The sequence below is a fragment of the Ditibartonella apis genome, from assembly GCF_001952075.1.
GTDB classification, from domain to species: Bacteria; Pseudomonadota; Alphaproteobacteria; order Rhizobiales; family Rhizobiaceae; genus Bartonella; species Bartonella apis.
The window spans coordinates 224,703-250,171 of sequence record NZ_LXYU01000003.1 but is presented as its reverse complement, the minus strand read 5'-3'; the positions used below and the strand labels follow the sequence as shown (position 1 = coordinate 250,171).

General features: G+C 47.3%; 18 protein-coding genes and 1 pseudogene. 10 read left to right on the top strand and 9 right to left on the bottom strand.

What is annotated here, in order from left to right:
• The first annotated feature begins 51 nt into the window (after nucleotides 1-51).
• Nucleotides 52-966 (top strand): oxygen-dependent coproporphyrinogen oxidase, encoded by a 915-nt coding sequence (gene hemF, locus PEB0122_RS07980; protein ID WP_075868920.1) that lies wholly within the window; start codon nucleotides 52-54, stop codon nucleotides 964-966.
• A 221-nt stretch (nucleotides 967-1,187) separates the two neighbouring features.
• Here the strand turns inward: hemF and PEB0122_RS07975 are convergent, their stop codons facing one another.
• Both PEB0122_RS07975 and PEB0122_RS07970 read right to left on the bottom strand, forming a co-directional pair.
• Nucleotides 1,188-2,441: a CCA tRNA nucleotidyltransferase gene (locus PEB0122_RS07975; protein WP_075914130.1), complete on the bottom strand. Its 1,254-nt coding sequence runs from the start codon at nucleotides 2,439-2,441 to the stop codon at nucleotides 1,188-1,190.
• Nucleotides 2,438-3,088, bottom strand: a complete 651-nt coding sequence (locus PEB0122_RS07970) for a CoA pyrophosphatase (RefSeq protein WP_158025428.1) — start codon at nucleotides 3,086-3,088, stop codon at nucleotides 2,438-2,440. Before PEB0122_RS07970 ends, PEB0122_RS07975 begins: the two co-directional genes overlap by 4 nt.
• Before the next feature lie 176 nt (nucleotides 3,089-3,264).
• Here PEB0122_RS07970 and PEB0122_RS07965 point away from each other — a divergent pair, with 176 nt between their 5' ends.
• The 4 genes from PEB0122_RS07965 to PEB0122_RS07950 all read left to right on the top strand — a co-directional run bounded on the left by PEB0122_RS07965 (nucleotide 3,265) and on the right by PEB0122_RS07950 (nucleotide 10,289).
• On the top strand, nucleotides 3,265-4,362 hold the full coding sequence (locus PEB0122_RS07965) for an AAA family ATPase (protein ID WP_083650288.1): 1,098 nt from the start codon (nucleotides 3,265-3,267) through the stop codon (nucleotides 4,360-4,362).
• A 61-nt stretch (nucleotides 4,363-4,423) separates the two neighbouring features.
• A complete protein-coding gene (locus PEB0122_RS07960; RefSeq protein ID WP_075868922.1) occupies nucleotides 4,424-5,329 on the top strand; it encodes a DUF58 domain-containing protein in 906 nt (301 codons plus the stop codon).
• Nucleotides 5,330-5,331: 2 nt separating this feature from the next.
• Nucleotides 5,332-8,166 (top strand): DUF4159 domain-containing protein, encoded by a 2,835-nt coding sequence (locus tag PEB0122_RS07955; RefSeq protein ID WP_075916599.1) that lies wholly within the window; start codon nucleotides 5,332-5,334, stop codon nucleotides 8,164-8,166.
• Nucleotides 8,163-10,289, top strand: a complete 2,127-nt coding sequence (locus PEB0122_RS07950) for a glutamine amidotransferase (RefSeq protein WP_075916597.1) — start codon at nucleotides 8,163-8,165, stop codon at nucleotides 10,287-10,289. The genes PEB0122_RS07955 and PEB0122_RS07950 overlap by 4 nt, the downstream gene beginning before the upstream one ends.
• 288 nt (nucleotides 10,290-10,577) lie before the next feature.
• Here PEB0122_RS07950 and PEB0122_RS07945 read toward each other — a convergent pair whose 3' ends face one another.
• Nucleotides 10,578-11,141 carry a GNAT family N-acetyltransferase gene (locus PEB0122_RS07945; protein WP_225867831.1) on the bottom strand — a complete coding sequence of 188 codons (564 nt, stop codon included), beginning with the start codon at nucleotides 11,139-11,141 and terminating at the stop codon, nucleotides 10,578-10,580.
• Between the two features lie 614 nt (nucleotides 11,142-11,755).
• Between PEB0122_RS07945 and PEB0122_RS07940 the strand changes: the two genes are divergently transcribed.
• Nucleotides 11,756-12,475: an OmpW/AlkL family protein gene (locus PEB0122_RS07940; protein WP_075916595.1), complete on the top strand. Its 720-nt coding sequence runs from the start codon at nucleotides 11,756-11,758 to the stop codon at nucleotides 12,473-12,475.
• A 431-nt stretch (nucleotides 12,476-12,906) separates the two neighbouring features.
• Here PEB0122_RS07940 and PEB0122_RS07935 read toward each other — a convergent pair whose 3' ends face one another.
• Nucleotides 12,907-13,086: a hypothetical protein gene (locus tag PEB0122_RS07935; RefSeq protein WP_075916593.1), complete on the bottom strand. Its 180-nt coding sequence runs from the start codon at nucleotides 13,084-13,086 to the stop codon at nucleotides 12,907-12,909.
• 476 nt (nucleotides 13,087-13,562) lie between these two features.
• On the opposite strand from PEB0122_RS07935, the gene PEB0122_RS07925 reads away from it, so the two are divergent.
• Entirely contained in the window at nucleotides 13,563-14,468 is a 906-nt protein-coding gene (locus PEB0122_RS07925) for a metallophosphoesterase family protein (protein WP_075916589.1), read from the top strand.
• A 178-nt stretch (nucleotides 14,469-14,646) separates the two neighbouring features.
• Here PEB0122_RS07925 and leuA read toward each other — a convergent pair whose 3' ends face one another.
• The 5 genes from leuA to PEB0122_RS07900 form a co-directional block, all read right to left on the bottom strand.
• A complete protein-coding gene (leuA, locus tag PEB0122_RS07920; protein ID WP_075916587.1) occupies nucleotides 14,647-16,344 on the bottom strand; it encodes a 2-isopropylmalate synthase in 1,698 nt (565 codons plus the stop codon).
• A 601-nt stretch (nucleotides 16,345-16,945) separates the two neighbouring features.
• On the bottom strand, nucleotides 16,946-17,521 hold the full coding sequence (locus tag PEB0122_RS07915; protein WP_083650286.1) for an NUDIX domain-containing protein: 576 nt from the start codon (nucleotides 17,519-17,521) through the stop codon (nucleotides 16,946-16,948).
• A gap of 8 nt (nucleotides 17,522-17,529) precedes the next feature.
• Entirely contained in the window at nucleotides 17,530-18,441 is a 912-nt protein-coding gene (locus PEB0122_RS07910; RefSeq protein WP_075914303.1) for a cation diffusion facilitator family transporter, read from the bottom strand.
• Nucleotides 18,438-20,618, bottom strand: a complete 2,181-nt coding sequence (locus tag PEB0122_RS07905) for an anthranilate synthase (protein ID WP_075916585.1) — start codon at nucleotides 20,616-20,618, stop codon at nucleotides 18,438-18,440. The genes PEB0122_RS07910 and PEB0122_RS07905 overlap by 4 nt, the downstream gene beginning before the upstream one ends.
• Nucleotides 20,619-21,500: 882 nt before the next feature.
• Nucleotides 21,501-22,505 (bottom strand): small ribosomal subunit Rsm22 family protein, encoded by a 1,005-nt coding sequence (locus PEB0122_RS07900; protein ID WP_075916583.1) that lies wholly within the window; start codon nucleotides 22,503-22,505, stop codon nucleotides 21,501-21,503.
• 114 nt (nucleotides 22,506-22,619) lie between these two features.
• Here PEB0122_RS07900 and choX point away from each other — a divergent pair.
• The 3 genes and pseudogenes from choX to PEB0122_RS07890 form a co-directional block, all read left to right on the top strand.
• Nucleotides 22,620-23,555: pseudogene (choX, locus tag PEB0122_RS11895) on the top strand (choline ABC transporter substrate-binding protein); the annotation flags it as partial.
• A 51-nt stretch (nucleotides 23,556-23,606) separates the two neighbouring features.
• The gene (gene choW / locus PEB0122_RS11890; protein ID WP_225867838.1) at nucleotides 23,607-24,419 is read left to right on the top strand and encodes a choline ABC transporter permease subunit; all 813 of its coding nucleotides are present in this window, start codon (nucleotides 23,607-23,609) and stop codon (nucleotides 24,417-24,419) included.
• Entirely contained in the window at nucleotides 24,419-25,459 is a 1,041-nt protein-coding gene (locus tag PEB0122_RS07890; RefSeq protein ID WP_075868932.1) for a quaternary amine ABC transporter ATP-binding protein, read from the top strand. Before choW ends, PEB0122_RS07890 begins: the two co-directional genes overlap by 1 nt.
• Nucleotides 25,460-25,469: the final 10 nt, after the last annotated feature.

Below are 25,469 nucleotides of genomic sequence, written 5' to 3'. Positions count from 1 at the left end.
TATCTCTTTTCTAGAGTTATTCTAAACGAGTTTACAGATTTAAGACGGATTATGACGAATAGAGATATTCCCGATGACATGCCTTCCGATCTCGAAGACAAGAAAAAACGGGCAGAAGAGTGGTTCCAATCATTACGCGATAGAATTTGTAATTCACTGGAAAAACTTGAAAGGGAACTGACGGGCCAATTTTCCAATTTTTCTGCCGGATCATTTGTCAGAACACCTTGGGAAAAACCTGGTGGCATGAATGGCGGCGGTGTCATGTCGGTGTTGAAGGGACGGGTTTTTGAAAAAGCTGCTGTCCAGACATCAACCATTTATGGTGAATTTTCGCCCGAATTCAGAAGAGAAATTCCCGGTGCGGAAGATGACCCTCGCTTTTGGGCAAGCGGCATCTCGCTTATTGTGCACCCGCAAAGCCCGCATGTACCGACAGTTCATTTCAATACACGTATGATCGTTACAACCCGCCAATGGTTTGGTGGTGGTGCCGATCTGACACCGATGCTTGCCGAACGGCGCACCCAGTCGGATGTTGATACTCAAACTTTCCATAAGGCGTTCCAATATGTCTGTGAACGCCACCAGACTGTTGCCGATTATCCGAAATTCAAAAAATGGTGCGACGAATATTTTTATTTGAAACACCGCAAAGAACCGCGTGGCGTTGGCGGCATATTTTACGATTGGCTCCACAGCAGCAAGGAAGCTGGTGGTTGGGAAGCCGATTTCAGCTTTACGCAGGATGTCGGACGCGCTTTCGACATTGTTTATCCCTCTATTGTGCGTGAAAATTTCAATAAGCCATGGACGGACAAACAAAGAAATGCCCAGCTTGTCCAGCGTGGCCGCTATGTCGAATTCAACCTTATTTATGACAGGGGCACCATCTTCGGGCTCAAAACCGGCGGAAATATCGAGAGCATTCTCTCTTCCCTGCCGCCGACCGTTAAATGGCTTTAGCCATTTAACCAAATAAAAACGCTAAGTGTCTTTAGTCATTTAACAAAATGAAAACCCGAAATGGCTTTAGTCATTTAACCGAACAAAACCAAATCGGTTTAGCCACAAATAAACAAAACGACCTGAACGGCTTTCACTATTTTATAAAACAACACGCTTGAAATGCATTGTCATCACATCAAGCATGAAAGCAAGCTTCATGACAATTGCGCAATAGCCGGTCAGGCTGTTGCCAAATCAAGGAGCGCTTTCCGGTCCAGTAAAAAGCCGCTTTCCACCCAACGTTTTTCCAGCGCTTTAAGTTTGTGTCCGATAGCCGGCCCCTCGGTAATGCCAAGAGGTAACAGATCCTTTCCTGTTAACGGAAAAACCGGAACCTCATAATGCTCGGCCAATTTTCTAAGCCGTGTATAATGGCTGGCCTCGACAAGTGCATTATCATTACTCAAAGCATGGGCACGTGCATTGGAAAGCGCCAATGTCAATTCATCAAGAACGGCCTGTTTGCCATGATGATAGACAAGTTTTTTAATTTCGATATCGGAAGAATTATATTTGATCGGAGAAATACGGGCAAAATCCATCAATCGCGTTTTTTCTAACTTGGAAAAACGCAAGCGCTCGGCCATTTTTTTCAAACGCACTTCATCGCGCGGCACAATGGAAAAAAGCCGCAATAACGGGTCGGGCGGAAGCCTCATAACACGTTCGGTTTCAATCAGCGGGCGGAACGCATCAATCCCCCATTTTTCTGTTTCAGGAAGAATAATTCCCAAAATCGCAGCTTGCCGCATCCATAAAAGCGCTCGCGTCGGGTCGGGAGCGGAAAGCATTTTTTTAACTTCCGACCACACCCGTTCGGCCGATAATTGCAAAAGTCCATCTTTTAGGCGTGCGCATGCTTTGATAGCCTCGGCATCGGGACGCCCCTTACCAACCCACGCATAAAGGCGGAAAAACCTTAAAATGCGCAAATAATCCTCGCGAATACGTTCCTCGGCCGTGCCAATAAAACGCAATGTCTCGGTTTCAATGTCGGCAAGCCCGTTGACATCATCATAAATTTTACCGTTGGCATCGGCATAAATGGCATTGATTGTAAAATCGCGCCTTTTAGCATCGGTTTTCCAGTCGCGACCGAATATGACCTTCGCCCGACGCCCGTCGGGTTCGATATCGGCTCGAAGTGCCGTCACCTCATAGGAGTGGCCATTCACCACCACCGTGATTGTGCCGTGTTCATAGCCTGTGGGCACCGCTTTGAAACCTTTTTCGCTTACCCGCTTGATAATTTCATCGGGCACACAGGTTGTTGCAATATCAATGTCGTTCACCGGATAGCCCAAAAGCTGGTTGCGCACAGCACCGCCGACTACGCGCGCTTCCTCGCCATTTTCCGAAAGACAATGAAGCAGTTGTTGCAGCCCCTCATCGTGAAGCCACAAGGCTTTTTTGGCGATATTAAGCGTAGTCACCGGGATAACCTTTCTGCGAGCGAACGAATCATTGCAGCCGTCGCACCCCATATATAATGGTTCTCGTAGGAAAGTGCATAGAAGCTCCGCTTTTCAGCGCCAGCCGTCTTTGAAACGATCACATAATTTTTTAAATCAAGTACAAAAGATAACTGAACAGTAAATATTTCATCAACCTCGTTATCATTTTTAACAAATTGTGCCCCTTGCCCGATTAAACCGACGACCGGACGGATCTCGAATCCTGTCGAAGTATAATGGAAGCAAAGTTCACCGAGTTTTGTAAAATAATCCGGTTGAAGGCCGATTTCTTCGCGCGCTTCGCGCAGTGCGGTCATCTCGTCGCTTTTATCCTGATCTTCTCTTTTGCCACCGGGAAAAGCAATTTGGCCTGCATGGTTATGAAGTTTCGATGTTCGTCTCGTCAAAACAAGATGCGGGGCATTCGACTTTTCAATAATGCCGATAAGGACAGCCGAGCGCTGCCATGACGGGCGATCGGATTTTTGGCGCAGAATAAGCGAATTTGAAAATGGCCGGTTCAAGTTTTGATCGCCGTTCAAAGCCTCTGGTGCTGGCGACAGAACTTCCGGTTCATTGAATTTTTTGACAATGTCAGCAATTTGAATTGCTATGCTTTCGGCCACCAATTTTAAAAAACCTTTTCTTCAAATTGTCTGTGAGGACCGTTTAAACGCTTCATTTCTGTTATTTTTCTGTTACAAGCCATGAAATAGTCATTGTTCAGAGATGAAGGTGGTGACAAATTCTCTCACCGTCAATCGCATTTGGCCACGTAGCCAAAAAGTTCTGGGGAAAAGCCATGAGAAGCGCTTCTAAAACAACAGCCGGGCTGGAAAAGAATAAAACAGGCGCATCCGCCCTCAAGCCTCGAAAGAAAGTAGCTCCCAAACCGGTTGCAGCGAAAAAGACTGCAACTGAAGATGCGGCAGAGATAGTCGCCGATTTTGACAATGTCGGAAAGCTTTTTGAAACTTTGCGCGCCACCATCGACAAAGTGGTTTTTGGTCAAAGCGATGTTGTCGAAAACAGCATTATTGCCATTCTTTCCGGAGGGCACGCACTTCTTGTTGGTGTGCCGGGGCTTGCAAAAACCCGCCTTGTCGAAACATTGGGCACTGTTTTAGGACTGGATGAAAAACGCATCCAGTTTACCCCCGACCTGATGCCATCCGATATTATCGGTTCGGAAGTCATGGATACCGACAAAAATGGTAAACGTTCTTTCCGCTATATCAAGGGTCCGGTGTTTAGCCAGCTTTTGATGGCTGATGAAATCAACCGTGCCTCACCCAGAACCCAATCGGCACTTTTACAGGCCATGCAGGAATATCATGTCACGGTTGCCGGTGAACAATATGATTTGCCGAGCCCCTTTCATGTGCTTGCAACACAGAACCCGCTTGAACAGGAAGGAACCTATCCGCTTCCGGAAGCCCAGCTTGACCGTTTTCTGATGCAGATCAATGTCGATTACCCCGATATTGATACCGAACGGCGTATTATCATCGAAACAACCGGCGCCGGACAAGAAACTGTCAAACCGGTGCTTGATGGCAAAAAGCTAAAAGTCATTCAGAACATGGTACGGCAAATGCCGATTTCCGAAAATGTCGTCAATGCCATTTTGAAACTGGTGCGTTCTGCCCGTCCCGATGCCGATAACGAGCATGCCAAAAAGCATATTGCATGGGGACCGGGGCCACGTGCCTCGCAGGCGCTTTCCTTGTGCACAAGGGCACGCGCGCTTTATCAGGGAAGGCTCGCCCCTTCGGTTGATGATGTCAAAGCGCTGGCACTTCCGATTTTACAACACCGTATGGCCTTGAATTTCACAGCACGTGCCGACGGGCTTACAATTTTTGAAGTGATCGACGATCTTGTTAAAAACATCGAATAACAGGAATAGAAGATAACGGGACACATTACCCCCCGAAAAGAACGGACAGCGAAAACAAATAATGGCTATTGCTCGCGACATCAATGTGGAAGCACCAACCGACCTTGCGGTGAAAGCCCGCATCCAGTCAGCGAGATTGCCTGATCTGCTTGTCGAGGCACGCCACATCGCCAATACACTGATGAGCGGCTATCATGGCAGAAAAAAACGCGGCAACGGCGATAATTTCTGGCAGTTCCGCCCCTATGTGGAAGGCGAACCGGTTTCACGCATTGACTGGCGCCGTTCGGCGCGCGACGATCATATCTATCTTCGCGATCAGGAATGGGCCGCAGCTCAAACCGTGTGGATATTGCCTGACCAATCACCATCAATGCACTATCAATCACGCTTTTCCGACATGCCCAAGGATAGTTATGCCATGTTGATGGCGCTGACTCTTTGCGAGCTTTTTGCCCGCTCCGGCGAACGTGTTGCCGTGCCCGGTCTCATGGCACCGACACGCTCGCGCAATGCAGCCGAGGAAATGGCACTCAACTTTACAACGCTCAAAACGCAATTGACATTTGGCAATTTTCCGGACGTAAGCCGCCATTCGCATATTATCATATTAAGCGATTTTCTGGATGATCCGGTAAAAATTGCCGGAAATTTTGCAAAACTTGCAAGCGCCAATGTCACTGCACATTTTGTCGAAGTCTGCGACCCTGCCGAAGAACGTTTTCCCTATCATGGACGGGTCGAATTCATTGATCCGGAAAGCCACCAGCGTTTCCTTGCAGGGCGTGCGGAAACATTTCACGACGCTTATTTGCTGAGTTATAAAGCGCGCCGCCAGAGTTTTGCCGATCTCGCTAAAAACACCGGTGCAAGCTATCATGTCGCGCCAACCGACAAAAAACCGAGTTCAGTCATTCTGGCGCTTGCCACCATGATCGGTCAGGCTTCCGGCTACAGGAGAGGATAGGCATGGGCTTTGCTGCACCGTTTCTCCTGCTTTTTCTGATTGCTCTACCGGCAATCTGGTGGCTTCTTCATGTCACACCACCGGCTCCGACGGAGGAAAAATTTCCGCCGCTTCAGCTTTTGTTAAAAATTGCCAATAAACAGGAAACACCGAACCGCACGCCATGGTGGTTGCTTTTGTTGCGCCTTTTGATGGTAGCGATTGTTATTTTTGCCTTTGCCGACCCGATCTGGCGTCCGTCAACAACTGTTTTGAAAGGCAATGCCCCCCTTGTTGTTGTTATTGATAATGGCTGGTCATCGGTTCACGACTGGGAAAAACGCGTCAATGCTGCACTTGATCTTGTAAAACAGGCGGAAGCGGCAAAAAAGACAATCTACATTGCGGCGACTGCCGACAATGACAATCAGGATATCCGCCCTCTCAATAGCGAAGAATCAACAAAACGCATTTACACAATGCGCCCGCTCCCCTTACCCACCCACCGGTTATCTGTCATCAAGCGGCTTGAAGCCGCGCTTAAGGGTGAAAAAGCCGATATTGCCTATCTGTCGGACGGATTGCGCATGGTTGAAGATGGCGATGCGTTTCACAAACTTCTGGCCAATGCCGAAAGCAATATCTTGCTTTATGAGGAAAGCATTTCAAACCTTGTCGGTGTTACATCAGCCAAGAACGAAAGCGGATCATTGTCTGTCGACCTTGTGCGCGGAAAAGCGGATGGTGAAAAAATTCTCTCTCTTGGCGCCTTTGACCGTGAAGGGCGGATGATTGCAGACACAGAATCCCGTTTTGAAGACGGAGAAACCTCAACTGTTTCGGCTTTCAATTTACCGCTTGAAATGAAAAACGATATCGCTGCAATCAAGGTAAACGGCCAACAGGACGTTGCAAGCACATTCCTTTCCGATACAAGAAACCACGTCTATCGGGTGGGAATGGTTGCCCCTTCTTTAAATGAATTGACACAACCCTTGCTATCGCCGCTCTATTATGTCGATAAAGCCCTTCAGGGACATGTCGATATTGTTGCGGTCAATAGCGCCAGTTTCGACGAGGCTATAAATAAACTTACGCTCCAGCATCCCTCGACAATTATTCTGGGTGATGTTGTCAATATGCCCGAAGCGGCACAGCAAAAACTGAACCGATTTGTCGAAGACGGTGGCGCGCTTATCCGCTTTGCCGGTCAAAATCTTGCAAGCAACGATAATGAAGACATATTGCTGCCGGTAAAATTGCGCCATGGTGAGAGGCAATTGGGCGGGGTGATGTCTTGGGCAACACCACAAAAACTTGCGCCTTTGCCGAAAAAAGGCATTTTTGCCGATCTTGCCTATCCGGAGGATGTTACTGTTTCGCGGCAAATTCTCGCCGAACCAAGCCCCGAACTTTTTGATCATACATGGCTCAGTCTTGCCGACGGCACGCCTCTTGTTACCGCTCGCGCGCGCGGTAAAGGTATGTTGATTTTTATTCATACTTCAGCCGATCCGACATGGTCAACGCTGCCGCTTTCCGGCTTTTTTGTCGATATGATGCAGCGACTTACAGAAACCGGCGGTCATACCGGTGACGACAACAGTGCCAAGAAAAACGATGAAAATATCGCGCGTGAACCGTGGCAGGTGATTGATATAAACGGCGAACTTGTTCCCGCACCCTCGACAGTCTCTCCGCTTACTTTGAATGATAAAACGGAAGCTCTCCCCTCTTTCAACCATCCCCCCGGTTTTTATGGGCAGAAAGACAATCTCTATGCGGTTAATCTCCTTGATAAAGAAGACAGTTTCATGCCGCTTGAAACCGAAATTTTTGCTGGAAAAGTACGTTTGATGGACTATTCGGATGATGTTGAAAAACACCTGACCGGTCCGCTTTTGGCAATTGCTATTGCGCTTTTTGCACTTGATACGCTTGTCACGCTCGGTGCTTCGAGACTGTTTAGCCCGAAATCGGGCTTGCGCTTTAGCAAAGGCAAATTTCTTGTTCTTGCTCTTGCCGTAACAGTTCTTTTTGCGATCGGCCAAATGTTTGTTTCCAAACCGGTCTTTGCCGAAAAGCTTTCTGCCAATGATGCGGCCATGGTGCAATCGGCAGGCAAAACCCGCCTTGCTTACGTCATAACCGGCCTTGATGAAATTGACGACACAAGCAAAACCGGTCTTGAAGCGTTGAGCCAATTTCTCCAAACGCGTACCACAATTGATCCGGGGCCTGTTGCCGGTCTTGATCTTGATAAGGATGAGCTTGCCTTTTATCCACTCATCTATTGGCCGGTCGACGCAAATTCGCCAATGCCGACACAAAGAGCCGTCGACAAAATCAACACTTATATGCGTCAGGGCGGCACAGTTTTGTTTGACACCCATGACCAGATTGAAACCGGCATGGATTTGAGTGGTAAAACCACCGCCAATAACCAGCGCCTGCGCGATGTTCTCAATGGTCTCAACATTCCCGAACTCGAACAGGCCCCGCCCGACCATGTAATTTCGCGCTCGTTTTTCATTATGCCGGATTTTCCCGGTCGTTACAGGGGCTCGCCTTTGTGGATTCTATCATCGGCGCTCGGAGGCAACGACAAGCGCCCGATCCATGCAGGCGATGGCGTAAGCTCGATTCTTATCACCGCCAATGATTTTGCCGGTGCCTGGGCACATGATGGCAAAGGCGCATGGAAATACCCGCTTGTACCCGATGATGAAATGCAACGCGTCTGGGCTTTCCGCGGGGGGCTCAATATTGTTATGTATATTCTTACCGGAAACTACAAAGCCGATCAGGTGCACGTGCCGGCACTTCTTGAACGTTTGGGACAGGAAAAATCACAATGAACCAGTCACTTGCGTTTGAACCGTTTTTATCCTGGACATCAAGTCTCGCACTGATCGGCGTGGCATTTTTATTTGTCGTTGTGGCACTTGTTTTGCGTAAACGCGGTGCAATTTTGCGAACTCTTGCGCTTGCGGTTCTTGCACTTGCCCTCCTCAACCCTGTCATGGTCGAAGAACAAAGAGAGCCACTAACAAGCATTGTCGGCGTGGTGGTGGACAAGAGCCAGAGCCAGAATTTCGGCAACCGCACCAAAGATAGCGAAGAGGCACTCGAAGCATTAAAACAAGAATTTTCAAAACATCCGGAATTCGAACCGCGTTACATTGATACAAAAACCGTTTCCGACAATAGTAACGGTGGTGAAACAAGGTTGTTCACACCGTTAAACGAGGCAATTTCCGATGTACCACCTGCCCGTTATGCAGGCACAATCCTGATTACTGACGGACAAGTCCACGACATAGAGGCGGCAAATGCCAATACGTCGGGTGAAAAACCTGTCAACGCCCTTATTACCGGTGAACCCGACGAATATGACCGGCAGATCAGGTTTGTCGATCCGCCACGTTTCGGAATTACCAACAAACCGTTCAAAATCAGGTTTGAAATAGACGATAAAGGGAAGGTCCCCTCTTCCGCCGATAAGGCAATGGTGGAACTTAAAGTCAACGGCAATGTTGTTCTCCATCAAGCCCAAGAAACAAACAGGGAAATTGAAACCGAAATTACGCTCCCCCATGCCGGAAAGAACATTGTCGAAGTTTCAACATCTCCGCTTGAAGGCGAGCTCACCAATGTCAACAATGCGGCAGTTACAATTATTGACGGCGTGCGCGAAAATTTGCGCGTCCTCCTTGTCTCGGGGGAACCGCATAATGGCGAACGCACATGGCGCGACCTGTTAAAAAGCGACCCCAGTATCGACCTTGTGCATTTCACAATTTTGCGCCCGCCGGAAAAAGCCGACAACACGCCGCTAAGCCAACTTTCCCTGATTGTCTTTCCGACGACCGAACTTTTTGTCGACAAAATCAACGATTTTGATCTGGTAATTTTCGACCGTTACCAGCACTATAATGTATTGCCTTTGATCTATTACGACTATGTCGCCCAATATGTGAAAAATGGCGGTGCACTGCTGATGGCAACAGGGCCTGAATTTGCCGGCGAAAATTCTCTTGCCCGTACACCACTGTTGAGCGTTTTACCGGCATTGCCGAGCGGCGAGGTGATAGAAAAACCGTTTACTCCGGCCGTTACCAAAGCCGGAATGCGCCACCCTGTTACACGCGGTCTCACCGGCATAACGGCAAAAGACGAATCTTCCAAAACGCAGGATGCCATAAAGGGCAATTGGGGGCGCTGGTTACGCCAGCTTGCTGTCCAGGACACCTCGAAAAGCACTGTTGTCATGAATGGCGCGGATAACCGCCCGCTTATGTTGCTTTCCCATATGGGAAAGGGACGCGTTGGTATGTTGCTATCGGATGAAGGGTGGCTATGGGCACGCGGTTTTGAAGGTGGTGGCCCCTATGCTGCGCTTTATAGACGCATGGCCCATTGGTTGATGAAAGAACCGGAGCTTGAGGAAGAAGCGCTGACAGCATCGGGTGAAGAAAACCGCCTTACCATTCGCCGTCAGACCATGGCTGACAAACCGGAAATTGCAAAAGTCTATTTTCCCTCAGGAAAAACTGTCGACGTTACTTTGAATAAAGTCGAGCCGGGCGTATTTGAAGCAAACCTCGACACGGATGAAACCGGATTGTTCAAGGTTACCAATGGCGACAAGGAAGCTTTGACACATATTGGCCCGATCAACTCGCCCGAATATGCCGAATTGATTTCGACAGGCGAAAAGCTTTCACCCCTTGCCGAAACAACCGGTGGCGCAATCACGCGACTCCACCAGAAAGCGGGTGCCACAATCAAACTGCCCACCATCGACATTATAAAGGGTAAAAGCATTGAATCCGCAAATAAGCAAAACCGCATTTTGCTCAATGCGCCGACGGAAACGAGGCTTACCAACACATCTGCCTTCCCGCTTTTTAATGGTGTTCTGGCACTTGTCGCTTCGCTGCTTTTGCTCGCAAGTCTCTGGTATAGAGAAGGCCGCTAGGGGCTCATCCCACCCGCCTTCTCTCCTCAGCCTGATAAAACTTGAAACAATGATTTTTAAAACACACCCCATGGTCTTGAAGGCCAAGACAATTAAAAATTGCTCTTATGCTTTTTGAATAAGCACGCGTTATAGTTGCAAATAATGCCTTTTTCTAACGATCAAATGAAAGCAATATCTCTCGAAAATTTGCTCTTTTAATCAAGGTCAAAATAGTCGACACCAAGAAAACTTTTCTTGCAAGGTCATACAAAACGTAACTTAGGATTTCTTCGTGCCTTAAAAATATCAGCCTTTCCGCTTTGCCTGACTTTTATGACATACAAGACCTTTTACACCGGCAATTGTTCCATCAACGAGTTCAAGAGCCAATAAACGTTCAGGATTGACCGGACGAGGCATAACAAAATCGGCAGCCGACACTTTGGAAAAACCGAAACGGCGGTAATAGGGCTCATCCCCTACAAGCAGAATAAATGGCACACCCGCTTTTCTAGTCTGCTCTATTGTGTGGTTCATGAGCAGGCTTCCGAGCCCGAGACTTCTGAATTTCGGTGAAACAACAATTGGCCCCAGAAGATAGGCATCAATCTCTCCCACTGCAATCGGCGTCATGCGGATTGTTCCGACAAGTTTACTATTTATGAGTGCAATGAACGAAAGAGCCATGTCGTGCCCCCCTTCCTCACGAATAAGATGGGCAGCACGCGTAAAACGGGCAGGGCCGAAAGCCTCGCTATTCATAGTTTCGATAATGTCCTGATAATCCGGAGTCTCGGAAATGATCGTAATATCATTTCGAGACATCGGGGACGAGGATGAAACTGTGCAAACGTTTGAATGTTTTTCCATTTTTGTTACCGGCAAAAAAACGCGAACAAAATCAATAGGGCGAGAAGCAGAAATCAAAACTTGTTCATCGTCGTTGAACCGGAAAAAACATAAATTTCAACCTGTTTTTATGAAGCCCGTTCGGGCAGTTGTGTTATCGTCAGCTTCTTTGACGTCTTTTGAAAATTGACATCTTAAGCCCGATCCAATTGAAAGAAGTGAAGCAAAATATGCAACAATAAAATTATTGAAAGAGGAGAAAAAGTAAAAAAATTCGTTTTATTGTGGGTATTGCGTGTCGGTTCCCCGCTCGAACACAATGATATATTTTTAAACTGTCACATTTGTTCAAAGTTGGAACAGAAAAATTCTTTTAAAAACCGGTTTTATAACTTGGCGTTGATTCGACTTGGTTAATAATGACTTAAAATGAACCGCGGTTTTCGCCGTTGTTTTTCCACAGGTAGCGGTTTTTGTTGCAATAATGATACAGTGGGCCTTCAAACAAGGCGATAAAGCGGCAAAAAGGCGATTGTTTGATTCAAATCAATGGATATTTCGGCTTAAATGGTTTTGAAAGTAATCCAACTACTGATGTGAATAACGCACCACTTATTGATTTAGGAGACGTAAATATGAAGAAATTGATCGGTAGCAGTATCGTTGCGATCGCTGCAGCACTCAGCTTCTCAGGTTCAGCTTCGGCTGCCGATGTTCAGAGTGCCAAGCCTGTTGTTCAGGAAGCCCAAAGCCCATGGCAGATCCGCGTTCGCGCTCTTGGCGTTGTTCCGCGTGACAAAGGCCGTGTTCACCAGATCCCTGGCTCTGAAATGGATTTCTCGAGCACTGTCATTCCTGAACTCGACATCACCTACTATTTCACCAACAACATCGCTGCCGAATTGATTTTGGGCACAACCTATTCGTCAATCGATGGTAAAGGTTCGTTGCATGCAGCAGGTGCCGGCAAGCTTGGTAAAACATGGCTCTTGCCTCCGACACTTACTGTTCAATACCACTTCACAAACTTCGGCGCATTCAAGCCGTATGTTGGTGCCGGTGTTAACTACACAATCTTCTACAATCAGGACGCTGACCACAACTCCGCTGGCGTTGGTTTGAAAGACCTCGACATCGACAATACATGGGGTGGCGCTCTTCAAGTTGGTTTCGACTACATGCTCGACCAACACTGGGGCTTCAACTTTGATGTCAAGAAACTCTACCTCCGTCCGGATTTCGATGCCAAGCTGAACAATGCAACTTCTGCCGCTTTGGGTATGGATGAGCACATCAGCGGTAAAGCAAAGCTTGATCCGTGGCTGATCGGCGCTGGTGTAACCTATCGCTTCTAATAAAGGCGGGGGCTTGAAAAAGTAAATTGAGGGGGCTTGGTTTACTTTTCACAAAAAAAGGACGCTTTTTAGCGTCCTTTTTTGTTACTTGAACCTTTGGTGCCCGAGCCTTTTGTTGCTTGTTCGATTATTGCCCTTTCGATTTTCGCCTGTTCTGGCGTTGTCTGTTCTCTAGTGTTGTCTGATCTTTTTTTGTTACCTTTTGAATGCCTAATCAGCCTTGAGCGGGATTAGAGGTGAATCACATTCCGGTTTTAGCCAATTGCTTTTTCCATCTCGATAAAGCAGCTTTTATCCGTGTAGAATGGCGACACTATATGGCATAAATTTACGCACTCTTCTCCGATAGGTTGCCCCTTTATCTGCTCCGTCATGTGCATTGATAATCGGAAAGCGAAGCGTTACTTGGTGTAAAAGCAACGTTTAGGCTCCTATTTTCCTTCGCTACCCCGCTTGGCGTCGGTTGTTGCCCAACGTTCCCCTCTTCCTGATAAACCTTGCCGTTTCATGTTATAAGTCGCCTCTATCTTTGTTTGGTCGGCTGTGTCGCGATGCTCGATCCGCAGATTGAATAGGAAGATTGCTTCATTTCCTGAAGTCCAGTCGGTCATTGACCTCATCAACCGACTAAAGCTGATTTTAACCACTTATCTTCTTGTGTCAGGCACAGAATGATGACCTTGCTTTATGGTCGCGAATGCATGTATTTGCATAAAAGCGTGCTCCAATGCGCTTTATCCGGTGCTTGCAAAAACACTTGGGCACCCCCCTTCGCTTGGGCGTGCCCCTTGTGCCTCTTCGCTTGGGTCAAGTTTTCAGGAAAATGCTTGAGCCAGTTTTGGCAACCCGTTTTGTTTTGTAGGATATGTTTCCCACCCATTGCTTTCACCGGTTTACCCTTCACCTTTGATTGTTTCATCCATCCGAATGGTATCGTGATTTCTTGACAGTCGAAAAACTTGGCTCTTTTTTGGTATTTTTCCCGTTTTTTTACAAAACTTTACAATAAATTTGCCATTTTTCCCTTCCTATCCTTTTGTTTTTCAAGCTCTTTTGTTTTTTTGTTGCCTATTTTTATTGTCTCGCTATGTTCTGTGGGATGTTTCAGTTGGCTCATATATCCGACATTCATTTGTCGCCGCTACCTACCCCTCGTCTCTACGAGCTCATGGGCAAGCGTTTAACCGGTTATATAAACTGGAAGAAAAACCGCACCGGTGAAATGGGAAGGCAAACGCTTGATGCTTTGATGGAAAGTCTCAAACAGAAGCAAGCCGACCATCTTGTTATTTCGGGTGATCTTGTCAATCTTTCTTTGCCACGGGAATTTGCTGCGGCAACAGATTGGCTTGTAGCGCAAGGTCCTGCAAGCGATATCTCGCTTACATTCGGCAATCACGATGCCTATGTCGGGGGTGCATTCAAAAAAGCTTGCAAAACTTTCCGCCCCTGGATTACGAGCGAAGAAGCGCATGCTTGGAATGCTGTTTTTCCCTATATGCGCATTCGCGGTCAAGTTGCCATTATTGCTGTTTCTTCGGCAATCGCCACGCCACCTTTTTTTGCTACCGGCCGTTTCGACAGCGCGCAAGCCTATCATCTGTCCGACCTTTTACGCGAAGCCAAGGAACGCAATCTTTTCAGATTGGTGATGATTCATCATCCGCCATACAAGAATGCAACCTATTGGTATAAAAAATTATGGGGTATTGAACGTTTCCAGCGCGTCATCAAGCAACATGGTGCCGAGCTTATTCTTCACGGTCATACCCATGTTCCGTCTCTTGAACATATAGATGGTAAAGACCGTGATGTGCCGGTGGTTGGCGTTGCTTCTGCCTCGCAAGCTTTCGGAGGCAAAAAGCCACCAGCAAATTACAACTGGTTTACGATCGACGGTGACTGCGAGAGTTGGCATTGCGGGCTTGAGCGTTATACGGTGGTAAACAGCGAAAACGAAATCAACTGCACTGAAAATATCCCGCTTTTTTAAAGCGAAGGTAAAAATATCAGCGTTTCATTTTTCTGCTAAGCGCTTCTCCGAAAGACATGAATTATAAGGTTTGTTGACATAAAAAATCGGGCTTGGTGTTTCCCACCTCACCCGATTTTTAAATTTTCAACAATTCGCGTTGAAGGTTTTTTAAAAATCTTCAACTTTGTTAAAAGGCTCAGCGTTCCAACCGGTTTACTGCCGAAACAATGGCATCAAGCGATGCGGTTGCGATGTTTTCATCAATGGCAACACCGAAGATTTTGCCTTCCGGATAGGCTATTTCCATATAGCAAATGGCTTTGGCATCCGAACCACGTTGCAATGAATGTTCCGAATAATCGACAACCGAAAGTTTTTCGTTCAGATATTTGGAAAAAGCGTCGATAAAGCCATCAACCAGACCGGTACCCGTTCCTTTAATGGTTTGTTCTTTTCCATGATCGGTAATCGTTGCCGTCACATTAATGCGTCCTTTTTCCTTCGGATCTGCTTTGGTTTTATAGTCGACAAAGCCGAAGCGCCCATTATTCTGTTTGACATAAGTTTTGACAAACTCGTCATAAATCCGCTTGGAAGGCAGTTCCTTACCTTCTTTATCGGTGATGTGCTGGATGACATCACGAAATTCGATTTGCAAGGCGCGTGGCAGATTAAGACCGTAATCGGATTGCAGAATATAGGCGATGCCACCTTTACCCGACTGCGAATTGATGCGGATAATGGCTTCATAACTTCTGCCGACATCTTGCGGATCAATCGGCAGATAAGGCACTTCCCACAAAGTCTTGTTCGACTTTTTCATTGCCTTCATGCCTTTATTGATCGCATCCTGATGCGAACCCGAAAAAGCGGTATAAACCAATTCACCGACATAGGGGTGGCGTTCCGGAATTTTGAGCTGGTTGCAATATTCGTAAACTTCCTTGATCTTTTCTATATTCGAGCAATCAAGTTCAGGGTCGACACCTTGCGTAAACATATTCAACGCAAGAGCGACAACATCAACATTACCTGTGCGTTCACCATTGCCGAACAGTGTGCCTTCCACGCGGTCGGCACCGGCAAGCAGGCCCAATTCGGTGGCCGCAATGCCACAACCGCGGTCATTATGCGGGTGCAAGGAAATCAGAACACTGTCACGGCGATCAATATTGCGCCCCATCCATTCGATCTCGTCGGCATAGATATTGGGAGTGGACATTTCCACTGTCGAAGGCAGGTTCAAAATCATTTTGTTGTCAGGCGTCGGATTGACAATTTCGATCACTGCATTCGAAATTTCCAGCGCAACTTCGAGTTCGGTACCGGTGAAACTTTCCGGCGAATATTCAAAACGGTAATGTTTGCCGGCTTTTGAAGCCATATCCATGACCATTTTTGCCGCATCGGTTGCTATTTTCTTGATACCGGCAACATCTTTGCCAAACACCACCCTCCGCTGTAATTCGCTTGTCGAATTATAAAAATGCACAATAGGATGATTGGCGCCCTCCAATGCTTCGAATGTACGGGTAATCAATTCCGGACGACATTGCACCAGCACCTGCAAACTTACATTTTCCGGAACATTGCCTTGTTCGATACACCAGCGCGCAAAGTCGAAATCGGTTTGCGAGGCTGATGGAAAACCTATCTCGATTTCCGGAAAGCCCATTTCAAGAAGCATGCGGAACATACGCTCCTTGCGGTCCTGCCCCATCGGGTCAATCAAAGCCTGATTGCCATCGCGCAGATCCACCGAACACCAGATTGGTGCCTTTTCAATACGCTTGTCAGGCCACGTGCGGTCTTTCAATGAAACTTGCGGGTAAGGTTGATATTTTTGCGATGCTGTCGGCATGCCTTTTTGTGAAAATTCTGGTGAAATACTCATGGTTTATGCTCGTCTGAAATACCGGTTACCGGTTGATATTTTAAAATGATGATTGTTGAAGAGGAGCATTTACGCCGGCGGGAAACGACCGCCGGGCGCCCCTCACCGGCCCCGGCAGTCGCTCATAAGCCCGAGAAGAAGCAAGTTTGATGGCAAAGCACAAAAGCCCGCATCCGTGACGCGGCAAAAATCAAACAGCTTTTGTGAATCAAACTTTTCCATGGTCGAAAATATGACATAGCTTTTTTTCAAGCGCAACCCGTTTTATAAAACACGCACATGCTCTTCATCAAGAGCCTTGGTAACCCTTGTCTTAAAAGGTTCGTTACCCTTGTCAGGATGGCAAGATTTTGGCAATCAAGGTTCGTATTCATAAGCGTGGCGCTAGACGACAGTCATGCCGACGCTGGTTCAAAGCCCTGATAACCTTTATTACCCTTATCCGGATGATTACACTTTTCTTGATATCCCGCTTGTGGCAATCAAGGCTTTGTCGGCTCTTATTGAAAAGTTGTGCCCACGCGGCTTCAAAGACGAGCAATTGACCTTATTGAATAGCCTCGTCCCCCTTCCTTTAAGGCTCGAAAAGCCTTGTGACCGATCAAAGTTTCAAGCGGTGGCGCAGCAGGTTTATAAGCAGAGCTGTTTTCATGTCGTTGATCTGTCCTTTGTCGTTAAGCTTTATTGCCTCTTCAACGGACATTTCGACAATTTCGAGATTTTCGCCTTCCTGAACAAGCCCGCCGCCAGCAAAATGGTGATCCTGCGGGCGGTAACGCGCAAGGTAAAGCCAAAGCTGTTCGGTTGAAAACCCCGGAGTTGTAAAGCCTTTGAAAACAAGTTCGAGATTGTGGATTTGGTAGCCTAATTCCTCTTTTGCCTCGCGCAGCATGGTGTCATCGGCCGACTCGTCTTTTTCAATGTGACCGGCGCAGGCTTCCAGAACATACATGGCACCTGTTGCAAGGAAGACAGGCGCACGAAACTGCTTGACAAAAAGCACAGTTTTTCTTTCCGCGTCATAGGGCAGAACCGCAGCGCCATTACGATTATGATAGGTTTCGCGCTTTAGCGTTTTCCACGTGCCATCCGCATCCTGCTGCTCATAGGAAACGGCTGTCAGTTTTGTCCAATGATCGGACAAAACAGTTTCTTTCAAATTTCTGATTTTTAACATAATGCTCCTCATGCAATGGGAACGGCAGTCGTCCCCTTTGGCAGTTTTGCCTCCTCTTCCGGCTCGATGTGAATAACGATACGTGCGTTTTCGACTTCTTTTTTAAGAGCATCTTCGATTCTGTTGCATATATCGTGGGCATCTCCCACCGTCATTTTGGAAGGAACCACCAGATGAAATTCTATAAAGGTGACCTGACCGGCCACACGTGTGCGCAAATCATGCGCTTCGATGGCACCGGCCGCATGGCTTGAAATAGTGTCTCTGATGCGCATCGTCTCTTCAAGCTCGACGCCGACATCCATCAGCCCTTGTACCGAATTGTTGATGACTTTCCACCCTTGCCAGAGAATATTCAAGGCCACAATAATGGCAAGCACCGGATCAAGAATGGCCCACCCTGTCAGAATCGCCGCAAGAAGGCCTGCAAGCACGCCGAAAGAAGTAAAAACATCGGTCATCAAATGCATACCGTCGGCTTTCAATGCCGGAGAATGCGAAATCTTACCCTGCTTTATCAGAATAAAAGCCCAGATTGCATTGATGGCACTCGCTGCAAGGTTGATCGCCAGCCCATATCCGGGTTGTTCCGGCAAATGGCTGGACGTCAGTAAAGGCCATGATTCACGCAAGATCATGATGGCCGCGACAAAAATCATCGCACCTTCAAGAATTGCCGAAAAATATTCTGCCTTGGTGTGGCCGAACGGGTGATCATTATCGGCCGGTTTCATGCTGATGATAATAGCGATGTAAGCGGCGATTGCCGCAATGACATTGACAATCGATTCCAGTGCATCCGAATAGAGAGCTACAGAACCGGTTACATAATACGCGAAATATTTGAGTGCAAAAACAACAATGGCAACAGGGATAGACCATATTGCCAATTGTTTCAGCCTTGAATCCGCATCTGTCATCGCCATGCTTTCCTGACCAATTTTGAAACGACATTTTCAATGATTGCCATACCGACATTGCCACCAAGACTCATGATTGATTCAGGATGGAACTGGACAGCCGCAATCGGCAGGCTTTTGTGTTCGATTGCCATAATAACACCATCAGCGGTTTCTGCTGTCACATCGAATTCGGCAGGCAAACGGCTCGGGTCGGCAAAAATCGAATGATAGCGTCCAACCGTTATTTCTTTTGGCATATCCTTGAACAACAAGCTTTTGCCAATGATATGGATGCGCGAGGGTTTGCCATGCATCGGTTTATCAAGAACACGAAGGCTTCCACCGAACGCTTCTGTCAAAGCTTGCAGTCCCAGACAAACTCCGAAAATCGGAATTTTACGCGCCCTTGCTTTATTGATTGTGTCTTCGCAGTGGAAATCTTTTGGCGTTCCCGGTCCCGGTGACAAAACAACGAGATCGGGATTGACCGTTTCAAACACTTTGTCATCGACAGGGCTTCTCACCGTTGTCACTTTCGCGCCTGTCTCGCGGAAATAATTGGCAAGCGTATGCACAAATGAATCCTCATGGTCGACAAGCAGAATATTGACACCAGTACCTGGCTTTTCTTTTTCCTGCCTTACGGCTTTCGGTAACGGTTTGGCGCTGTCACGAATAGCAGCAATCATGGCAGACGCTTTCAATTCTGTCTCTTTTTCTTCGTCTTCCGGATTGGAATCGTAAAGTAAAGTTGCGCCTGCTCTTACCGATGCCACGCCATCCTTGATGCGCACAGTGCGAAGTGTTAGCCCCGTATTCATGTCGCCATTAAAGAAGATCATACCGATAGCGCCGGCATACCATGCGCGCGCACTTTTTTCATGATTTTCGATAAAACGCATTGCCCACAATTTCGGTGCACCGGTCACAGTCACTGCCCATGCATGCGACAGAAAAGCATCGAATGCATCAAGGCCATTCCGCAAGCGTCCCTCAATATGATCAACCGTGTGAATAAGGCGCGAATACATTTCAATTTGCCGACGCCCGATGACCCTGACCGAGCCCGGTTCACAGACCCGGCTTTTATCATTGCGGTCAACATCCGAGCACATAGTCAATTCCGATTCATCCTTTTTGGAATTGAGCAATGTCAAAATTTGCTCGGAATCGGCAATGGCATCCTGCCCGCGTTTGATTGTTCCGGAAATCGGGCAGGTTTCAACCCGCCTTCCGGTCACGCGAACATACATTTCAGGCGAAGCACCGACGAGATATTCTTCCTGCCCCAGATTGATAAAAAACGAATAGGGCGAAGGATTGGTGAGTTTCAGCCTTTTGCTGATTGCCGAAGGACTTGCCGGACATGGCTCGTAAAATGTCTGCCCCGGTACCACTTCAAAAAGATCGCCGCGCTTGAAACTTTCCTTGGCTTCTCTGACCAAAGCGGCATATTCGCCCTTTTTGTGATCGCCTTTTTGCGGAATGGTGTTTGCCGCTTTGAATGGTTGTTCAACAGTTTTGCGGCTTAAACCTGCAGTCGACATATCGGAAAAAGAAAAATCGTAATTCTCTATCCATGCGCGCGCCGAATAATGGTCAACAATGAGAATGGAATCAGGCAGGTAAAGCACCAGATCGCGCTGATCTTCAGGCCGTTTGATTTTAAATTCGATGGGTTCGAACTGGAACGCAAGGTCATAACCGAAGGCTCCGTAAAGCCCGAGGCTCTGATCTTCCGTTGAATGAAAAATATCGCAAATTGCCCGCAAAAGAGAAAAAACCGACGGCATACGGGAACGTTCTTCCTCGTTGAAGACGCGCCCCGATTTTTTGACCGTAAGTGTCAATTTGTTGCCAGTGCGTTCGGTTGCTTCCACCGCGTCAAGAATCTCGAGGCGCGGCTCGATCATATCAAGAATGACTTTGCCGCGCTCGTTCAGCGCCTCGATTTTCATAACCCGCCCGCGCGACGTAATAGCAATTGGTGGGTCGATAATGCCCGAATCCCACCGCGTATAGCGCCCCGGATATTCATAGTTTGAAGAAAAAATGGCCCCGCGGCGGCTATCAAGTGCTTCAACCATTTTGTCGATTGCACCCTCATAGGCAATATCCTTGCACGAACGGCGAACCTTTATGTCCCCTTTCGTGAGATATTCAAAAGTTTTTCCACCAACCATGTTTTTATCCATTTTTAAACTCCGCTCTGTTTTTAAGGTCACCACCGGAACGGAGTATATAAAAAAGGCCGCCCGGTTTTTCCGTCGCGACCTCGTCTTGAATTTTACGCACAAGCAATCAGGGCCGCTAGAAGCAACCCCACCACCAGATCATGAATGTGCGTTTATTGTTCATAAGAATTCTTTTAACCTGTCCGTCATATCAAGGCAACAGAAAACATTATGATGAAAAACGCTTATTCTTTTCTGCAACCGAAACGGGCATGGCAATTTTCGTGGTGCTCCAACCTATTTGTCATAAATGAAACGAAAAACCGGACTGTTTTTTCCAAAACCGCATAACCCGACGACTTGCTTTGATACGTCCTTGACTTACCCGACAAACACATCAAACACCACTTTCCGAACTACCCTCGTTGTTTTATGCCCCTTATTATATTCAAATAGAGTTTTAGTAAATAAAAATTCTTACTTCGATTTTTTGGTAAAAATAATTCTTAAAAAAAATTTTAATGTTTAACGACGACTTTTATTGAGCTGAGCATCCAATCTTGAAATTTTTATGGATTTATCAAGACTATAAAAATTCGATTCGTTTTTATGATTCCACTAAAACACTTGAAAAGCGTAAATTCTGAAGTTTTCAAAACTTGGATATACTCGATATCAGAACAATAGATCAAATTGTTTAAAATATTGAAAGATAAAGAAAAGTCCGGGCATTGGGAACCCGGACTTTTCTCCCCCTCTTAAGAAAGGGGGCACAGGTGTAGGAAATAGCGGGGGACCTAGACACCTGTCGCCTGCACTGCAAGAACCGAAGTTCTGTTGTGCGGCAACCACGAATATAGGTGAGGGTTTATAATAGTCAACAAAATTCTACAACCTTAGGTTTTAGATTTTTAGGCTGTCGCCCCAATCCGAACGCCGCATCACAGAATAATTTTTTTTGTCTTTGCGCGTGGAAGTGACGGCTTCCTTTTGCCCCGCAGGGGTGCAAAGGTAGCAGCTTATTTTGCCGCTCGAGCGTAGCGGACGCGAAAGGATGCGACAATATTGCACATCTGGCTTTTCATGAGCGCAAGCAAGATAACAGAATTTTTCGTCTTCAAACGGAACAATCGCCTGTTTGGCAAGCCGGTGGGTGCGCGAGCGTTCGACTCTTACCGAAAAATGGCACCAGTCAGGAGGCACGACCGGACAAGCCAATTCATGCGGGCAAGGTGCAACAATATGGGCGCCTTTTTCAATTAGCCTGTCACGTTGGCGGATCAATCTTTGAAAACCGGCAGGCGTACCCGGTTCAACGAGGAAAAGTATGTCTCCGGTCTTGTTCCATAGGCCATCAACAAGGCGGTCCTGTATTTTTTCAGAAAGTTCATCCAGCACGTAACTTGCTGTGACAAGATCCGCTTTGCCGAAATCTTCAAAATAAGCAGAAGAAATATCCATATTCTGCCAATCTGTTGTCACCTGTTTTTTCTCGGACGGGTTGCTATCGTCATGGGCAAGGGTCGCTGAAAACAGTTTTTTACCGATAGCGATAATATCATTGCTTTGTTCAATGAGCGTTGCATTTTCAAGTGCAGGAAAAAGTCTTGTAGCCGCAAAAACTGCTGTTCCCGGACCGGCACCGACATCAAGCTGGCTTGATGGTGAAAAGGATGGAACAATATCCCGAACTTGTTGGAGTGCTGAAAACACGGCGGCATAAGTTGCCGGAAAACGCGCAGCAACATAACCGAGAGCCGCATTTTTGTTACCAATATGCATTTTCCCGTCGCGCACTTCATCGCGGTAACGTTTGGTAAGACGGCTTGAAGCTTTTTCGAGGTCGGCCGTATTTGTCGTTTGAAAAATTTCGTCGAGCGCACTTTTTAATTGAGCAGGAAGTTGCATGGCAGGATTCCATTATACAAGGCTTTTCTTGTGAACCTTATTTCATTCTTTGTTGAAATAGTCTAACCCCGTCCTTAAGCTGGATGATGTGTAATCATGGAGTAGCCCGAAACTTTGTCAGGCATTTTAAAAAACATAGCGATTTTTTTCTTAAGCCTGTTTCTCACAATAGAGGCAGGAATTGCTCCTTCGCATGCAGCAGAACCGCAAGCTTGTAAAACGGTCCGTTTTGCCGATACCGGATGGACCGACATTTCCATTACAACAGCCATAGCAACCACGCTTCTTGAAGCGTTGGGTTATGAAACAGAAACGCGCATTTTATCGGTTCCGGTTACCTATGCCTCGCTTTCCAATGGCGATATCGACGTTTTTCTCGGCTATTGGAATCCTTCCATGACACCGGATTTTACCCCCTATCGGGATGACGGCAGTGTCGAACTTTTAGGCTATAATCTTGAAGGCGCCAAATATACCTTGGCTGTGCCACAATTTGCCTATGAGAAAGGCTTGAAAACTTTTGAGGATATCAAGAAGTTCGGGCCCGAGCTTGGTTACGCCATTTATGGTGTTGAACCCGGAAATGATGGTAACAGGCTTATCCTGTCGCTCCTTGATGACAAAGATTTAGGGCTTAAAGATTTCCACATTGTCGAAACCTCCGAACAGGCTATGCTTGCCGAAGTAGAGGCGCGTATTCACGAAAACCGGCCAATCGTATTTTTGGGCTGGGAACCGCACCCGATGAATTTGCGCTTCAAAATGGCCTATCTTTCCGGTGGTGACAAATATTTCGGGAAAAATTTCGGCAATGCCAAAGTTGGCACCAATATCCGCCGCAATTACAGTCGGGAATGCCCGAATGTAACGCGCTTTCTTGGCAATCTTGCTTTCGATGTCGACATGGAAAACCGGTTGATGGATAATGTTCTTGACCGTGGTGAAGATCCTGAACACGCTGCCCGTTCATGGCTTTCAGCCAATAGGGAGAAAGTTGCAACCTGGCTTTCGGGTGTTACCGCTTTTAACGGAGGCAATGCAGGCGAAGCTGTCGACAATGCATTAAAACTACAAAACGAGAACACGGGTTTTTCCTATAAAATTCCTATCGGAAAAGGCGCAAATACAATCGTCGAATTTTTGAAAGAGCATGGCGGGCTCTTTTTTACGGCTGTCCGTTTGGGGCTGGATAGCCTTCTTAAAGGAACACTGGCGCTGTTACTATGGCCAAATCCTTTGTTGCTCATCGGTTTTTTATGCGTTCTTGCTTTTGCCATCCAGAGAAACTGGCGCGTCGTGGTGCTCACAGCACTAGGCTTTCTTTTCGTCATCAATCAGGGTTATTGGATTGATACGATGGAAACAATAACCTTGTTGTTCTGGTCGTGCATTCTTTGCATGGGAATAGGTGTTCCCGTTGGCATTGCCTGTGCCCACCGACCAAAAATCTATCGTGTAATCGAGCCGATTCTCGACCTCATGCAAACATTGCCGACCTTTGTCTATCTGATACCGGCGATCATTTTCTTCCGTATCGGCATGGTACCGGGGTTGATTGCAACGATTATCTTTGTGCTTCCCGCCCCTATAAGATTAACCCAACAGGGTATCGTTTCGACGCCGAAAGCGCTGATCGAGGCAGGCAAGGCATTCGGCTCCAACCGGCGGCAGATATTGTGGAAAATCGAATTTCCCCACGCTATGCCGGAAATACGTGCGGGCATGACACAAACCATTATGCTATCGCTTTCCATGGTGGTTATTGCAGCAACTGTTGGCGGCAACGGACTTGGCGTAAAAGTTTACCGTGCGCTCCAACAACATGATGCTGCCATGGGCTTTGAAGCGGGCTGCGTCATTGTGGTGGTGGCCATTGTCCTTGACCGCCTGTTCCGTCCGGGAAAGGCACGCTAATGGCCAGAGTGATTATCGATCATGTGAGTGTGGTTTTTGGCAATCGGCGCAAGCAGGCGCTTGAGCTTGCTGCTCAGGGGGCATCACGGGCAGAAATCAAGGATTTAACCAATACGGTGCTTGGTGTCCATGAATGTTCACTCGACATTGCCGAGGGTGAAACGCTGGTTTTAATGGGATTGTCCGGTTCGGGAAAATCGACTTTGCTGCGCACCATCAACCGTTTGATAAAGCCGGTTGAAGGCAATATTTATGTTGGTGATGTCGGAAACGAAATCAACGTTACCACCGCTTCCAGCGAAGAATTGCGTTATGTGCGCACCCGCCTTGTTTCCATGGTGTTCCAGCAATTTGGCCTCTTTCCTTGGCGTACAGTTGCCGATAATATCGGTTTTGGCCTCGAAGTGGCGGGAGTACCAAAGAAGCAACGTCAGGCCATTATTGCCGAACAGCTTGATCTTGTCGGACTGAATGAATGGGCAAACCGCATGGTGACCGAGCTTTCCGGCGGTATGCAACAAAGAATCGGCCTTGCCCGTGCTTTCGCAACCGGTGCACCGGTGCTGTTGATGGACGAGCCGTTTTCCGCCCTTGACCCGCTTATTCGCAACCATCTACAGGACGAGCTTCTGGAACTGCAAAAGCGGCTCAATAAAACCTTGGTATTTGTGAGCCATGACCTTGATGAAGCCATCAAAATGGGCAACCGCATTGCTATTATGGAAGACGGGCGAATCTTACAATGCGGCACAGCGCAGGAAATTGTGCTCACGCCAGCCAATGAACATGTGGCCAACTTTGTGCGCCACATCAATCCTTTAAGCTTCTTGACGGCAAGACAGGTTATGCGCCCCTATAATTATGAAAATAGCGATATTTCTGTTGCAGCCATGGCAAAACCTGATACCAGTTTACCTGATCTCATCAGTGCTTGCGACCGCAAAAACGGCGCCATAGGCGTTGCCGAAAACGGACGTGTCATCGGTGTGATAACCGGGGAAGACATTATCCACCATCTGGCAGAACACCAGAAACGGTGATAGGTGTGTT